Here is a 13,772-nt window from a genome sequence, read left to right on the forward strand (position 1 = left end):
AACATGAAGCGCTTATTGGCTCTCCTATAATTGCGCGGGCTGGCCGTGCCCGGTGAGCGGGCGCGGTCTTCTTTCGAAGGTCGAACCTTTACGAGGATCCGCCCGCATGAAAATCGCTCCCGCGTCACGTCCGAAATATCAATCAAGCGCGCTCCAAACCACTTCCCCCGCTGCAAAACTTAAGAGATCGATCTGCGCGACAGCGCTTGCGGTGGGTATCGCGAGCCTGGCCAGCGTCACCGGCTGCGCCTTCGCCCAGCAGCGCGACGACAATTTCAGCAACGATCACGACCGGCACGGCAACGGCGGCCGTCCGGTCAAGGTCATGATCATCAGCATGTTCGGGCCCGAGGGCCAGGTCTGGCTCGACAAGCTCGGTCCATGGGACACGGTGCAGGTGCCGGGGCTGTCGCCGGACTATCCCGCGGTGCACTGCAATCGCGACGAAGTCTGCGTCATCACGACGGGCATGGGCCACACGAATGCGGCGGCCTCAATCATGGCGCTGACCTTCTCCGACCGGTTCGACCTGCGGCGCACGTATTTCCTGATCGCGGGGATCGCGGGCATCGATCCGGCGCGCGGTACGGTGGGCTCGGCGGCCTGGGCGAAATATCTCGTCGACTTCGGCATCCAGTGGGAACTGGACGCGCGCGAGAAACCGGCCGACTGGCCGAGCGGATTCCTGGGCATCAACACGAAGGGACCGAAGGAGAAACCGCCGCTCGACTATCGGACCGAAGTATTCGCGCTGAATCCGGCACTCGCCGATGCGGCCTACGCCATGTCGCGCAACGTAACCCTTTCGGACAGCGACGAGGCGAAGGTGGCGCGCGCGAAATTCGGCTACGCACCGGCGAACCAGCCGCCGCGCGTCATCCAGTGCGACACGCTGGCAGGCGACACGTGGTGGTCGGGGAAATACATCGGCGAGCGGGCACGGGAGTGGACGCGTCTGCTGACGGACGGCAAGGGGGTCTACTGCACCACGCAGCAAGAAGACAACGCGACCTTCGAGGCGCTCAAGCGGGCCGCGAGCGTGAATCGAGTCGATCTGTCCAGGCTGGCGGTGCTACGAGCCGGCTCGGACTTCGATCGTCCCTACGAGGGGCAGACCGCTGAGGACAATCTTCTGAACTATTCGTTGCAGGGCGGATTCACGCCGGCACTCCAAAATCTGTATCAAGCGGGCAATCCTTTCGTGCAGGAGGTTGTTACACATTGGGGCGCGTGGCGAAAGGGTGTGCCTCAGCATTGACGAGTCTGTAACAAAGAGGCTGTGGATGGCAGTAACAACCCGGTAACACCTGACAGGTATTTATTACTTGGCAAGCCGCATATCTGCAATACAGCAGATATGCGGCTTTTTAATGTCTATTTCCTCTGACGAAAATCAGAAAAATTCCCCGAAACGCTGTCAACGGACAGGCGAAAGCCCCCGTTATGGCTGACGTTGCGCGAATACTCTGAAGAAAAAGATGCTGGTTTGCTCAACGCGGCTAAAACATCAGAAGAATAACCGTCGCGGTCTGCACAGGTAACTTTGAATCGATCGAAAAAATTACCGATACAAAGTGTTGTTTGCAACAAAATATTATTGAGATGACCTTGCTTTCGCTTCAGCCCGTACTTAGAATCCGTTTCACAGTGTTGTTACAAGATGTAACGCACTGAAACAAAGATTACGCAGTACGTAGCCGGGCGGAACGAGCCTGGTGAGGCCACAAAAAAGATATCGGCAAAAAGCCGGCGGGAAATTCGGGGTTTTACTGGAAGTTGCAACCATGAACGGTCGCGAAACGCTGGAATCGATCCGGGAAATCAACTTGTCGTACATCATGCTCGCGCAGCGTCTGCTGCGCGAAGACCGCGCCATCGGCATGTTCCGGCTCGGTCTGTCGGCGGAGCTGGCCGACTTGCTGTCGGGCCTCACGCTCGCTCAGGTCGTCAAGCTTGCTTCGTCGGACAACCTGCTTTGCGCTTTCCGTTTCAACGATCACACAATGCTGTCGGCTTTGACGCAACCCGCCAAGAACGCGGATATTGCGCCGACGCACGCAGCAATCCTGCTGGCTGGCCAGCCGGCTGAACAGTTCGCTTAAGTGACGACGGAGCGAGCCATGCTGAAGAAGAGCCTCACTGAAGACGCCCAGGAAGTGTTCCGCGCCATCGCGCTGATTGAACTCGGTGCGCGCATGCAAGTGCTCGAAAGCGAACTGACGCTTTCGCGGGACCGCATGATTCGTCTCTATCGCGAAGTGAAGGGCGCATCGCCGCCCAAGGGCATGCTGCCGTTCTCGGCAGACTGGTACATGACGTGGCTGGCCAATATCCACGCATCGCTGTTCTACAACACCTATACGTTCCTGAAGAACGAAGCGGGATGCTCGCATCTCGATGCGTTGACCAAAGGGTATCGGCTGTATCTCGAGCACTGCAATCATAGCGGCGCCGAGGCGGTACTCGATCTCACGCGGGCCTGGACTCTTGTGCGCTTCTTCGACGCGGGCATGCTGCAGATGACCTCATGCTGCCGCTGCACCGGGAAGTTCGTCGCACACAAACATGATTTGCAGAACAACGTGGTGTGCGGGGCCTGCCAGCCGCCGTCACGCGCGGGGAAGACCAAGAAAGCGGCGGCCGCGAAACAGGCCAGTCAAGAAGCCGCGCTGGAGGTAATCTCGAAGAACGAAGTGCCGGAGCATGCGGAGCACACGGTACTCGATCACGTAGCGGCGTTACAGTCGCAACGGGCAAGCCTGGTCGCACAGGCTGCTTGAGCGGTGGCGGCACCGGGCGCCTGCGGGGGACCGCCCGCCAGGACGGTAGACGACCGGACCGCCGCCACCGCACTTATCTTTTCACCGCAACGCATTTGAATGTTCCAGCCCGGCGCGATGTCTGCGCCGGGCTGTTTGTTTTTACGCCAAGTAAAATGCTTCGATGGCACGCGCTCTCGAAGGTAACGATCTGGCTCCCGCACGACACGGTTTTCTGCTGACTCGTCACTGGCGCGACACACCGGCCGGCGCCGAAGTCGATTTCTGGCTCGCTACCGATGACGGGCCGCAGAAAATCCGCATCGGCGTGCAGACGAGCGTCGCGTTCATTCGCGAGGAAGAGCGCACGAAGGCCGAGCCGCTGATCGGCGCCGTACGCGATGCCTTCCTGCGCGAATTGCCGCTGCGGGACTTCCAGCAAAAGCCGGTGCTCGGACTGTACTGCGCGCAATATCGCCAGTTGCTCGCGCTCGAGAAGACGCTGCGCAATGCGGGCGTCAATGTCTATGAAGCCGATCTCCGCCCGCCCGAGCGCTATCTGATGGAGCGCTTCATCACGGCGCCGGTGTCGTTCGAAGGCGTCGCGCGCGACGGTTTCATCGCAAGCGAGCTCAAGCCGGCGCCGGATTACCGGCCGGCGCTGAAACTGGTTTCGCTGGATATCGAAACGAGCGCGCGCGGCGAACTCTATTCCATTGCCCTCGAAGGCTGCGGCGCCCGTCAGGTCTACATGCTCGGTGCGTCGGACGAGATACCCGGCGACATCGACTTCGCGCTCGAATACTGCGCCACGCGTGCCGACATGCTGCGCCGCTTCAACGCCTGGATCGCGCATCACGATCCGGATGCGATCATCGGCTGGAACGTGGTGCAGTTCGATCTGCGCGTGCTGCAGCGCCATGCCGACGACTTCGGCGTGCCGCTCACGCTCGGCCGCGACGGCAGTCCGGTGGAGTGGCGCGAACACGGCATCAACCGCAATCACTTCTTCATCTCGATCGCGGGACGGCTCGTGATCGACGGCATCGAGGCGCTGCGCTCGGCCACCTGGAGTTTCCCGTCGTTCAGCCTGGAACATGTCGCGCAGTCGCTGCTGGGCGAAGGCAAGGCCATCGACACGCCCTACGCGCGCATGGACGAAATCGAGCGGCGCTTCCAGCACGACAAACTGGCGCTCGCACGTTACAACCTCGTCGACTGCGAACTCGTCACGCGCATCTTCGATAAAACCCAGCTGCTGTCGTTCCTGCTCGAACGCGCCACCGTCACCGGCCTGCAGGCCGATCGCAGCGGCGGTTCGGTCGCGGCCTTCACGCACCTGTACATGCCGCGCATGCATCGGCTCGGTTATGTCGCGCCGAATCTCGGCGACGTGCCCGAGGAAGCCAGTCCCGGCGGCTTCGTCATGGACTCGCGCCCCGGTCTGTACGATTCGGTGCTCGTGCTCGACTACAAGAGCCTGTATCCGTCGATCATCCGCACGTTCCTGATCGACCCGGCCGGGCTCGCACAAGGCATGAGCCTGCCCGATGACGCCGATACCGTACCCGGTTTTCGCGGCGCACGTTTCGCGCGCGATCTGCATTGCCTGCCCGCGATCGTCGCGCAAGTCTGGCAAGGACGCGAAGCGGCCAAGCGCCAGCACAACAAGCCGTTGTCGCAGGCGCTCAAGATCATCATGAATTCGTTCTACGGCGTGCTCGGGTCGAGCGGCTGCCGGTTCTTCGATCCGCGCCTGGCCTCGTCGATCACCATGCGCGGCCACGAAATCATGCATCGCACGCGCGAGCTGATCGAAGCGCGCGGCTACACGGTGATCTACGGCGATACCGATTCGACCTTCGTCTGGCTGCGGCGCGCGCGCAGCGAGGACGACGCCGCGCGCATCGGACAGGCGCTCGTCGCACATGTGAACGAGTACTGGCGCGAGCATCTGCGCGAAACCTTCAGGCTGGAGAGTGCGCTCGAACTCCAGTTCGAAACGCATTTCAGGCGCTTCCTGATGCCGACCATCCGCGGCGCGGAAGAGGGCAGCAAGAAGCGCTACGCGGGCATGACGACGCGCGCGGACGGCAGCGACGACATCATCTACAAGGGCCTGGAAACCGTGCGTTCCGACTGGACGCCGCTCGCGCAGCGCTTCCAGCAGGAACTCTATACGCGCATCTTCAAGGGCCAGCCTTATGACGAATACGTGCGCGATTACGTCGGCCGCACGCGGCGCGGCGAACTCGACGAACTGCTCGTGTATCGCAAGCGCCTGCGCCGCACGCTCGGTGACTATCACCGCAACGTGCCGCCGCAGGTGCGCGCGGCACGCATCGCGGATGAGTACAACCGGCAACAGGGCCGTCCGCTGCAATACCAGAACGGCGGCTGGATCAGCTACGTCATGACGACGGCCGGCCCCGAGCCGGTGGAGGCGCGTCACGCGCCGATCGACTATGAGCACTACGTCAGCAAGCAGCTCCAGCCCGTCGCCGACGGCATCCTGCCCTTCATGCGCGACGACTTCGCCGGACTGATGTCGGGCCAGCAGGAGTTGTTCTAGAAGCGCATCCCGACGCCCGCCTCGATGATGTCCGCGTCGCGATCATAGCGAGTGACGACCCGGTTCCACGTGACGCGCGCGAGCCAGCGCTGATCGAACCGGTAACTCGCCGACAGCGACACGAGCCCGGAGAAACGGCCATCGCCGGTGCGGTTCTGCGGCAGGTCGTCGTTCTGCGTGACCGCCAGATAAGGACCGGCGCCGACGCCCAGCGTCAGCCGGTCGTCGAAGAACGCGCGCGTGGCCCAGATCTGCGCGGCAATGCCGTCGCGACGCGACTGCACGTGGCCGCCTTCGTGCAGATAGGTCGCCGTGACATCGACGTAATGCCACAGCCCGCGCCGGTACTCGACGCTCTCCGCGAGATTCGACTCCGAGTCGAGACTGTTGAGGATGGTCGTCCCGAGCATGACGGTGACTTCGTTGTTCGTCACGTTGGTCGAGCGCGAGACCGGACGCGCGCGCGGTCCGCGGCCTTCCGGTGCATCGAGCTGATAGCCGATGCCGAACAGCAGCGCGGTCGTGTCCGGTCCGCCGGAGGCCTGCACGCGGTTGAGCTTCACTTCGGCGATCCAGCGGTTGTCGAAGTAATACGCGGCGCGCAGCGAGAACAGGCCGCCCCAGCCGTGCGTATTGGAATAGCCGCCGCCCAGTTGCGCCTGCTTGGTGTCGAACCAGCGATACGGCCCCGCGCCCGCCGACAATTCCAGCCGATCATTCCAGAGCGGCAAACGGCCCCAGAATTGCAGCGACTGGCCGTCGCGATGGTGATCCGGGATATGGCCTTCGTTGACCCAGGAGAAACTCCACGCGGCGTAACGGCCAATGCCCTCGCGATAACTCGCCTCCCACGAATAGGTATGCTGGCTGCTGCTCTTGAGCGGACCGGCCAGGACGCTGAATTCCTGTGCATGGGCGGCCTTGCTCGCGACGCCGAGCGCCGCACAGGCAATCAGGCACGCTGCGGTTTTGCGATGTCGGTCTTCTTTGGGCTTTGTCATGAAGCGATTGGGTGCGCAACTGTCCGGCGCACGGTCAGACCGTCGGATTCGCAAACTGTCGGAACCAACGGCTGGCCCGGACAGACGGACAGCAGATGCGGTCCGTCTGTCCGCCACCCCTTACGCATGGGGCGCGTTGTCGGACCGCTTCAGGTTTCTCTTCCCTCGATCCGCGCGAACAGGCGCTCGAGGCTATTGCGCAGAAAGGCAGCGAACGCGTCGTGCGCGACAGGTTTCATGACGCAGCAACGCACCACGGTCGTTTCATCGTTGTCATCGGCGTCCGGGCGAACGGCGTCCGGCATGATGTCCCGCAACGACACCCGGTTACGCGAAAACCATGGCAGCTTTTCATCTCCGCTACCGGGCAACTGTGCGTTGCCGATCATTCGCTCACTGAGCAGTTCAATTCTGCGCGCGCTTAATACTACCCGTTCCGCTGGATGGATGCAGAAGTTGAGGATGCAGAGATCCGGCGCGAAGATGCTCTTGAAGCGGTGAGCGACACCGTCGAGCAGGAAGGACGGCTGCGCGTTCAGTGCGTGATGGAGCCGTGTCGCGGTGAGTGCGTTGCCCGCCAGCAAGGCGCCCAGGCCGCTCCGGTCAAGGCCGAGCAGCCGATGCGCCGTCCATACGGCCGCTGCGGCAGCGCCCGGCCGCGCGCCCTCGAGCGTGTGAGGGCCAGGCTCCATATGGCGCGAAGATGACGGCCTGAAATAGCGGGTCTGGCTCGCAATCACCCATGAGTAGCGGCGGTCGCGAATCGCCAGGCAGCCGGCGGGATAGGGCACGCCGGCGCATTTGTGCGGATCGACCGTGATGGTGTCGGCGTGACAGAGCGCTTGCAAAGCTTCCGCGACCTCCGGCTTGAGCACTTCGGAGACGGGTGGAACTGCGCATGCGTCTTCATCGATCGAAGGCTGAAGCAGCGTGCGGTAATAACCGCCGAACGCGGCATCGACGTGCAGGAAGAAGGAGGCGCCAAAGCGTTCCTCGCACGTCTGCCGCAGCGCCACGATGCGGTGAATCTCATCGACGCTGCCTTCGCCGCTGCTGCCCGCCGTGGCGATCACGGCAACGACCGGACGCCCGGCCTCGAAGTGGGCGTACAGGCGCTCGCGCAGCGCCGCGATGTCGATGCGCATCGACGCGTCCATCTCCACGGGTTCGAGCACCAGTCCGAGCAGGTCGGCGCACTTGTCCCACGCGTAATGGCGGCCGCTCGCCACGAGAATCCGGCCGTCACGCAGTGCGGGATGATCGTGGATGGCGTCGATCCGCGCCCGCAAACGTTCCGGTGAGTCGTTTTCGAGCGCGTGCGAGAGCCGCGCGACGATCTCGCGAGGCGGCAGGTTGCAGAGGCGGGCGTCATCCTGCGGGTCATTCCGGTCGACGAGCGCAAACGGCACGCGCCGCAGATTCCGGGCGATCCACATGGCCTCGTAATTGGCGGCATGTCCGCCCGACGTGAGATGTGCCCAGCCTTGTTGCGGATCGAAGCCGAAGAGGCGGCAGAAGTCGTCGCTCAGTTCGTGTTCCAGCGTCGTGGTAACTGGCGATGCTTCCGGCGTGACGTTGTTCGGGTTGTAGAGCATCGCGGCGAAGTACGCGAGTCCCGCCGGAAGCAGCGGGTCCGGATTCATGTGCGCGAGATACTGCGGCGCGGGCCACGGCGTGGAATCCGCTTGCAGCCGCCGCGACAGATCGTCCAGCAACTCGATCGCGCGCAGCAGCGGTCGGTTGTCGGCCGGCGGCCGTTCGGACAGCGGCCCTTGCCAGTGCCGATGCCACTCGCAATAGTCGTCGAAGAGACGCCCGAGCGTTGCGCGGAAGACCGTCTGGTTATCCGGATGCGGCCATAAATCCCGCCAGCGCGCGAGCGGATCGTGAGGCTCCGGATTCACGCGGCGAGGCCGGTCGATCCGGACTCCTCGGTCAGCGCGGCGATGCGCGCGTGGACCTCGTCCATCTGGTCCCAAGCCTGCCTGCACGTCACGATCAGACCGGCGAATCGCTCGGCAGGAAGGTTCTGCAGCCAGGCTCGGCCGATGTCGCGATGATCGTCGTCCGCCTCGGCGTGCAGGTCGAAGTAGCACGCGTCCCGCATGCGCTGCGGGGAAAAGAGCGGGCGGCTCGCCTGACCGAACAAGAATCCGCTCGCTTCCACCACCTGATGAACAATCACGAGTTTTTCTGCTTCATCGGCATCCAGCATCCTGTCGACGAACCACTGCGCCGCCTTTTCGAGCAGCGGGTCGCGAGTATTGCCTTCGAGACCATGCTGGTCCTGCAACATGGTGTCGTGCCCGAGTTCGTCGCGCAGATGACGGGTGTAAAGCGGCAGCAGCGCCGGTTCCGTGCAGAACGCCTGCCGCGCATGAATCATTCTTTGAAAGTAACGCGACCAGACGAGCAGCGCCTCCAGGAAACGCTTGCGTCGCGCCGTGTCCGAGCGTAACCGGCTGCCGCGCATGAGCTGGAACAGCGGATTGCGTCCATGCCGCTCGAGCAGCAGCGCGTTGATTCTTTCGAGGCTCTCGAACGAATGCGTCGTGTCATTGCTGAACGCGACTCTTGGTGCGCTTTCGACTTCATATAATCCGTTGCCGTCGAACTGAATGGAAAGACCGTGGAATTGCTGTCCTTCACAGGTGCGAAAACCATGCAGTCTCCCCGCCGGCACGCAGGCGGCGTCTCCTTCGTTCAGCAGCTGATCGGTTTCTCCCGTCAGATAGACCGAACCGCTGCAGATCAGAATCATCGATTGCACTGGGTGAACGTGATTGTCCAGTATTTCACCGTCTTTCAGCGTGACCCAGCTGAATGAACTGCGTCCTTGCTTTGGAATGAAATCGCGAAAGAAGGCGTGCCGGCGAAAATCGCGATGTTCGCCGAGTGAGTGGATTTCGTCATCGACTTGAATGGAGGTAATGGCCGGAATTTCGCAGCGCCTGATTACCTGAACTTTCGAGAGGTGATGTGATGCGAGATGTTCTGGGTGGGTCATGTTGATCGACTAGTTGATTGATTCCAATACGCGAATGACGCGTTCGTTCTCACTGGCCGTACCGATGGAAAAGCGAATGCAGTCGTGCAGTCCTTCAGGGTTGAAAAGCGGTTCGATCCGGCAAACGCGCAGTGCATGGACCATCTTGTTGAAAGCGCGCGTGCGAATGCTGATGAAACCGCAGTCGTCGCCCCAGATGGCGGAGACGCAGGGGAGAGCGGCGAGGGCTTGATAGAGCGTGTCGCGTTCACGGCGAAATTGCTCGATGCCGCGCATGATCGAGGCCGGGTCTGCAAGGACTGCGTGTGCGGCGTTCGCCGCCACGGACGAAATCGCAAAGGGGAGTTGAACCCGTCGCAATGGTTCGATGAGTCCTTCCGCGCCGATCGCCGCGCCAATTCGAAGTCCCGCCATGCCGAGGGCCTTGGACATCGTACGGAGAATCAGAAGCCGGGGAAACGCTTCCAGACGACGGAGATTCGAGGGTTTACGGCTGTACTCGACATAAGCTTCGTCGATGATGACCAAGCCTCGAAAGCGCATCAGCAGCAATTCGATATCCGCTTGATTCAGGCGGCTTCCAACCGGATTATTCGGATCGCACAGTATGACGCCCTTGACCTGGCTTTCGCATAATGCGTCGACATCGAGGCGGTCATATGCCGGACCCAGCAGTGGAACCTGCACGACTTCGATGCGATGAATCGCTGCCAATCGGGAGAACACGCCGAAACACGGCGGCGTCAGGGCTATGCGGTCCACTCCGGGTTCGAAAAACGCCTTGCAAACCTGTTCGAGCGCACCGGCAGCGCCCGTGGTCAAAACGATGTTCGAAGCATTGAGCGCAAGCGACGCTGCGTGGTGCGTTTGCTCGGCTAACCGCAGCCAGTCCAGATAGCTTTCGGGCAGCTTGAGGATTGCATCGTCGCCGAAACCCGGATAACGACAATGCTCGGTGCCAAAAGGATTTTCGTTGTTTCTGAGAAGCAGGGTAGTGGGCTTGTCGGGATCGGGCGGCTTGGGAACCAGAGGCCCGAGCTCATCAACGACACTGCGTGCGAACGGGGATATCAAAACTTTGCTCCATCATTACATTCGAAATCATTTTTGCGATCTGGTAAGAATCGAATGTTAGCCAGGCCCAACATTAAAAAATTGAGGCGTTATTCGTCATGCGGCGTCATGCCGTTTCAAGAAATAGAATAAATCAGGTTATCGGCTTAACCAGCGGGAGAATTCTTAAAACAAAATGGGAGAAGCGGGTAGAAAGCCGAAGGGCGCTTGCCGAATGGAGATCGGTGAATCGTTTGCGTGAAGGGAAGGCGTCGGACAAACGAAAGAATCGCTCGGCCTGCGTTCGCAGGCACTCACAAGCGGGGTTACGTGTTTTTTGACACTTGAGTAGATTGACTCATGCCCCTGTCCATTCAAGCGAGCGAGGTGAGCGATGGACTCCACCCCAGTCGAGTATCGAGGTTGTGAGCTTTCCGCGATCGTGCGGCATTTGTCCGGCGAATTCGTCGCGACGCTGCTGATCGAGCGTCCTGGCGGCACGCGCCGGGCGATCGGCCCGTTCCGTTCGTTCCCGACAGCGCAGGCTGCCGAGAACTACGCCATCCAATACGGCAAGGCCGAACTCGACGGGCGGCTGGCGGAGCGCGGGCCACGCGTCGCAATGGCGGAGCGCTAGCGCCGGACGGATGAACGCCCGGCTCGTATCTACTGCGCGCAAGCCCGCAGGGGCTTCATCACACGTTACTCGCCGCCAGCCTGCGCAGCATGCGTACCCGCGGCGCCACGGCGGCCTGCAGGGCCGGCTCCGGTTCCGGCGTCAGGTTCCACGCAATGCTGCCGGCGCGTACCCGCCGCGTCTTCGGCTTGTTCTGCTGGCGGCGGCGCACCAGTGAGCGCACCGCGCGAGCGAGCGCGAGATCGATCGCACCGCGCCAGTCCCGGGCGATCGAGGTCGCCACGACCTTGTTCTCCTTGCTGACCTGCACTTCCACCTGACAGCGCTTGTCGAGGCCGCCGCGCGGCCCGTTGATGTCCGACAGGCTGACCGTCGCTTTCGAAATGAGCCACGCCAGACGCCGGAAAACGAATTCGCTACGGGTTTTCGCCAGTTCGTGCATCGCGATGGCTTCGGGGTCGCGGGACTTGAACAGGACTTTCATGAACGCCTCCTTGGTGAACGTGAGGCTCAGGTTAAGAGGCGGCCGCGCATCGAAAAAGCAGAATCAATGGAACAAAGACTTCGAAAAAGCCGAAGTTAGCCAAGTGCGCTGGCGAGCACCTGCTGCGTCAACGGATGATGTCGTCCGCGTCGCGAGACAATGGCATGCACCTCTTCCTTCACGTCCGGCGAGCGGCCGAGCCAACGCAGGCCGCGCAGCAGCGGGGCGTCGCCGGCGCCGAATTCGGCGAGTGGAAACACACCGAGCCCGCGCGCGCCGAATACCGCCATCAGCGCGCTGTCCTCGAATTCGCCGACGATACGCGGTGCAATCGCCTGCGTTTCCAGCCATCGATCCAGCCGCGCCCGCAGCGACGAGTGACCGGTAGGCAGAAGCATGGGCAGGGTGGCGAGACTCTCCGGAAAGCGGTCGATGGCGCTCTTGCGTACGATCGACGCGGGCCCGTACCAATCCACCGGCGACGCGATGAGCCGCTCGCTCGTCAGCCGCAGGTTCTGGTTGTGCGGCGCGGGATGGCTCGACAGCACGAGATCGAGCCGGTGCAGCGCCAGTTCGCCGAGCAGTTCGTCGGTCTCGCCTTCATGGCACAGCAGCCGCAGCGACGGATTGCCGAGCACCGGCGCAAGCAACGCGTGCGCGGCGAGCTTCGAAATGCCGTCGGACAAGCCGACCGCGAGCCGTGCCAGCGTGCCGCTCGCGGCTTCCCGCACCTCGTCCTGAATCAGCTGACCCAGCTGGAAGATTTCCTCGGCCCGGGCGAACGCAGCCTGCCCCGCTTCGGTCATGGTGACGCCGCGTCCGGCGGGCTTCAGCAACTGATGCCCGAGCGACTTTTCCAGTTCGCGCACTTGCGCACTGATGGTCTGCACGGCCATGTCGAGCCGCTCGGCGGCCCGCGCGAAACCGCCTTCCTTGACGACGACCCAGTAGTAATGCAAGTGACGATAGTTGAGCATGCGGATATTCCCCGGCGGTTAGGGCATGAGGCCTGACTTCGGAAAAACCGAAGTACCGTTCCGATTGTCGCTGATTTTTCCGTCGGGACGGACTGTGGATGATTGCACCATTCCTCAGCTGACCAACCTTCATAAAAATTCATGGAATATCTTCTTGCGCTCGCTACCGATCCCGCCGTCTGGGCTGCACTCGTCACGTTGATCGTGATGGAAGTGGTGCTCGGCATCGACAATCTCGTGTTCATTTCGATACTGAGCAACAAGCTTCCCGTGGAGCAACGCGCGCGCACGCAGCGGATCGGCATCATGCTCGCCCTCGTGATGCGTCTTGCGCTGCTGGGCACGGTCGCGTGGATCGCGCGTCTTACCGCACCGGTGTTTTCGCTTTTCGATCACGCGTTCTCCTGGCGCGACCTGATCCTGCTGGCGGGCGGCCTGTTCCTTGTGTGGAAGGCCACCAAGGAGATGCATCATCACGTGGGGAAGGGAGCGCACGATGCGCCGGGCGTCGCGTCGAGTATCGGCACGATGACCGCGTGGTCCGCGATCGGCCAGATCCTGCTGCTCGACCTCGTTTTCTCCGTCGACAGCATCATCACCGCGGTCGGCATGACCGAGCATCTGCCGATCATGTTCATCGCCGTCATCTTCGCGGTCGCGACGATGTTGTTTGCCGCGCAGCCGCTGTCGCGCTTCATCGAACGCAATCCGACGGTCGTGACGCTGGCGCTGTCGTTCCTGCTCGTGATCGCGATGACGCTGATTGCCGAAGGGTTCGGCACGCATGTGCCCAAGGGTTACATCTACGCCGCGATGGGCTTCGCGGGCTTCGTCGAAGGCCTGAACCTGCTGGCGCGCAAAAAGAAGACTTCGCGCGACGGGCGGAAGACGTCGTCCGTGTTTCCCGAAGCGGAGTCGCGCGCGGTCGAATGAAGCACTTGCCCCATAACATTCGGCACATGGGAATCGCGTGCCGAATGTTGGACGGGACCACGCGGTGTTCGAAAGGCAAGGGCAATCCCGCTTGCCAAGCGCGCGCCGTGTGACTACGGTAGCCCTGATCGGGTTCCACCTGGAATTTCGGTACCCGAAATAATCAGATGAGTCGTGTCGAACAACGCCCGAAGTCAGACGCGTTCGAGGCACGACGACACCGATAGAGAGGGCACAGGCATGGCGCCGCATTGGGAGAGGGCCGTTCCCCGCGATGTATTTGGCGAAGCGGCCTGCCAGCTCCTCGCATCCGGAATCCGGCTCGACCCTTACCTCGTGTGGGCAAACC

Annotated in this window: 12 protein-coding genes; 6 read left to right on the top strand and 6 right to left on the bottom strand. The window is 62.0% G+C overall.

Features of this window, described 5'->3' with window-relative positions; all coding sequences use genetic code 11:
- Nucleotides 1-52 precede the first annotated feature (52 nt).
- The 4 genes from QCE83_RS30955 to QCE83_RS30970 all read left to right on the top strand — a co-directional run bounded on the left by QCE83_RS30955 (nucleotide 53) and on the right by QCE83_RS30970 (nucleotide 5,331).
- The gene (locus QCE83_RS30955; RefSeq protein ID WP_309820103.1) at nucleotides 53-1,258 is read left to right on the top strand and encodes a purine nucleoside permease; all 1,206 of its coding nucleotides are present in this window, start codon (nucleotides 53-55) and stop codon (nucleotides 1,256-1,258) included.
- Between the two features lie 526 nt (nucleotides 1,259-1,784).
- A complete protein-coding gene (gene flhD, locus QCE83_RS30960) occupies nucleotides 1,785-2,102 on the top strand; it encodes a flagellar transcriptional regulator FlhD (protein WP_014250878.1) in 318 nt (105 codons plus the stop codon).
- An 18-nt stretch (nucleotides 2,103-2,120) separates the two neighbouring features.
- On the top strand, nucleotides 2,121-2,780 hold the full coding sequence (gene flhC / locus QCE83_RS30965; protein ID WP_309820112.1) for a flagellar transcriptional regulator FlhC: 660 nt from the start codon (nucleotides 2,121-2,123) through the stop codon (nucleotides 2,778-2,780).
- A 163-nt stretch (nucleotides 2,781-2,943) separates the two neighbouring features.
- On the top strand, nucleotides 2,944-5,331 hold the full coding sequence (locus QCE83_RS30970) for a DNA polymerase II (protein WP_309820114.1): 2,388 nt from the start codon (nucleotides 2,944-2,946) through the stop codon (nucleotides 5,329-5,331).
- Here QCE83_RS30970 and QCE83_RS30975 read toward each other — a convergent pair.
- The 4 genes from QCE83_RS30975 to QCE83_RS30990 form a co-directional block, all read right to left on the bottom strand.
- The gene (locus QCE83_RS30975) at nucleotides 5,328-6,332 is read right to left on the bottom strand and encodes a hypothetical protein (RefSeq protein ID WP_309820117.1); all 1,005 of its coding nucleotides are present in this window, start codon (nucleotides 6,330-6,332) and stop codon (nucleotides 5,328-5,330) included. The two genes, QCE83_RS30970 and QCE83_RS30975, sit on opposite strands and share 4 nt — an antisense overlap.
- Nucleotides 6,333-6,481: 149 nt before the next feature.
- Nucleotides 6,482-8,236: a pyridoxal-dependent decarboxylase gene (locus QCE83_RS30980; RefSeq protein ID WP_309820119.1), complete on the bottom strand. Its 1,755-nt coding sequence runs from the start codon at nucleotides 8,234-8,236 to the stop codon at nucleotides 6,482-6,484.
- Nucleotides 8,233-9,339 (bottom strand): cupin domain-containing protein, encoded by a 1,107-nt coding sequence (locus tag QCE83_RS30985; protein ID WP_309820121.1) that lies wholly within the window; start codon nucleotides 9,337-9,339, stop codon nucleotides 8,233-8,235. Before QCE83_RS30985 ends, QCE83_RS30980 begins: the two co-directional genes overlap by 4 nt.
- Before the next feature lie 9 nt (nucleotides 9,340-9,348).
- Nucleotides 9,349-10,413 carry an aminotransferase class I/II-fold pyridoxal phosphate-dependent enzyme gene (locus tag QCE83_RS30990; protein WP_309820122.1) on the bottom strand — a complete coding sequence of 355 codons (1,065 nt, stop codon included), beginning with the start codon at nucleotides 10,411-10,413 and terminating at the stop codon, nucleotides 9,349-9,351.
- A gap of 373 nt (nucleotides 10,414-10,786) precedes the next feature.
- Between QCE83_RS30990 and QCE83_RS30995 the strand changes: the two genes are divergently transcribed.
- Complete coding sequence (locus tag QCE83_RS30995) at nucleotides 10,787-11,029, top strand: hypothetical protein (RefSeq protein ID WP_309820123.1); 243 nt, start codon at nucleotides 10,787-10,789, stop codon at nucleotides 11,027-11,029.
- A gap of 58 nt (nucleotides 11,030-11,087) precedes the next feature.
- Here QCE83_RS30995 and QCE83_RS31000 read toward each other — a convergent pair whose 3' ends face one another.
- A complete protein-coding gene (locus QCE83_RS31000) occupies nucleotides 11,088-11,513 on the bottom strand; it encodes an HPF/RaiA family ribosome-associated protein (protein ID WP_309820124.1) in 426 nt (141 codons plus the stop codon).
- Nucleotides 11,514-11,608: 95 nt separating this feature from the next.
- The gene (locus QCE83_RS31005; RefSeq protein ID WP_309820128.1) at nucleotides 11,609-12,490 is read right to left on the bottom strand and encodes a LysR family transcriptional regulator; all 882 of its coding nucleotides are present in this window, start codon (nucleotides 12,488-12,490) and stop codon (nucleotides 11,609-11,611) included.
- A gap of 141 nt (nucleotides 12,491-12,631) precedes the next feature.
- On the opposite strand from QCE83_RS31005, the gene QCE83_RS31010 reads away from it, so the two are divergent.
- Entirely contained in the window at nucleotides 12,632-13,423 is a 792-nt protein-coding gene (locus QCE83_RS31010) for a TerC family protein (protein ID WP_309820130.1), read from the top strand.
- Nucleotides 13,424-13,772: the final 349 nt, after the last annotated feature.

Source organism: Caballeronia sp. LZ034LL, assembly GCF_031451215.1.
Taxonomy (GTDB): Bacteria; Pseudomonadota; Gammaproteobacteria; order Burkholderiales; family Burkholderiaceae; genus Caballeronia.

What these genes read in the sequence shown, in the direction of transcription:
- QCE83_RS31000 (WP_309820124.1), bottom strand. Translation starts at nt 11,513, where the DNA reads ATGAAAGTCCTGTTCAAGTCCCGCGACCCCGAAGCCATCGCGATGCAC.
- flhC (WP_309820112.1), top strand. Translation starts at nt 2,121, where the DNA reads ATGCTGAAGAAGAGCCTCACTGAAGACGCCCAGGAAGTGTTCCGCGCC.
- flhD (WP_014250878.1), top strand. Translation starts at nt 1,785, where the DNA reads ATGAACGGTCGCGAAACGCTGGAATCGATCCGGGAAATCAACTTGTCG.
- QCE83_RS31005 (WP_309820128.1), bottom strand. Translation starts at nt 12,490, where the DNA reads ATGCTCAACTATCGTCACTTGCATTACTACTGGGTCGTCGTCAAGGAA.
- QCE83_RS30995 (WP_309820123.1), top strand. Translation starts at nt 10,787, where the DNA reads ATGGACTCCACCCCAGTCGAGTATCGAGGTTGTGAGCTTTCCGCGATC.
- QCE83_RS31010 (WP_309820130.1), top strand. Translation starts at nt 12,632, where the DNA reads ATGGAATATCTTCTTGCGCTCGCTACCGATCCCGCCGTCTGGGCTGCA.
- QCE83_RS30985 (WP_309820121.1), bottom strand. Translation starts at nt 9,339, where the DNA reads ATGACCCACCCAGAACATCTCGCATCACATCACCTCTCGAAAGTTCAG.
- QCE83_RS30970 (WP_309820114.1), top strand. Translation starts at nt 2,944, where the DNA reads ATGGCACGCGCTCTCGAAGGTAACGATCTGGCTCCCGCACGACACGGT.
- QCE83_RS30975 (WP_309820117.1), bottom strand. Translation starts at nt 6,332, where the DNA reads ATGACAAAGCCCAAAGAAGACCGACATCGCAAAACCGCAGCGTGCCTG.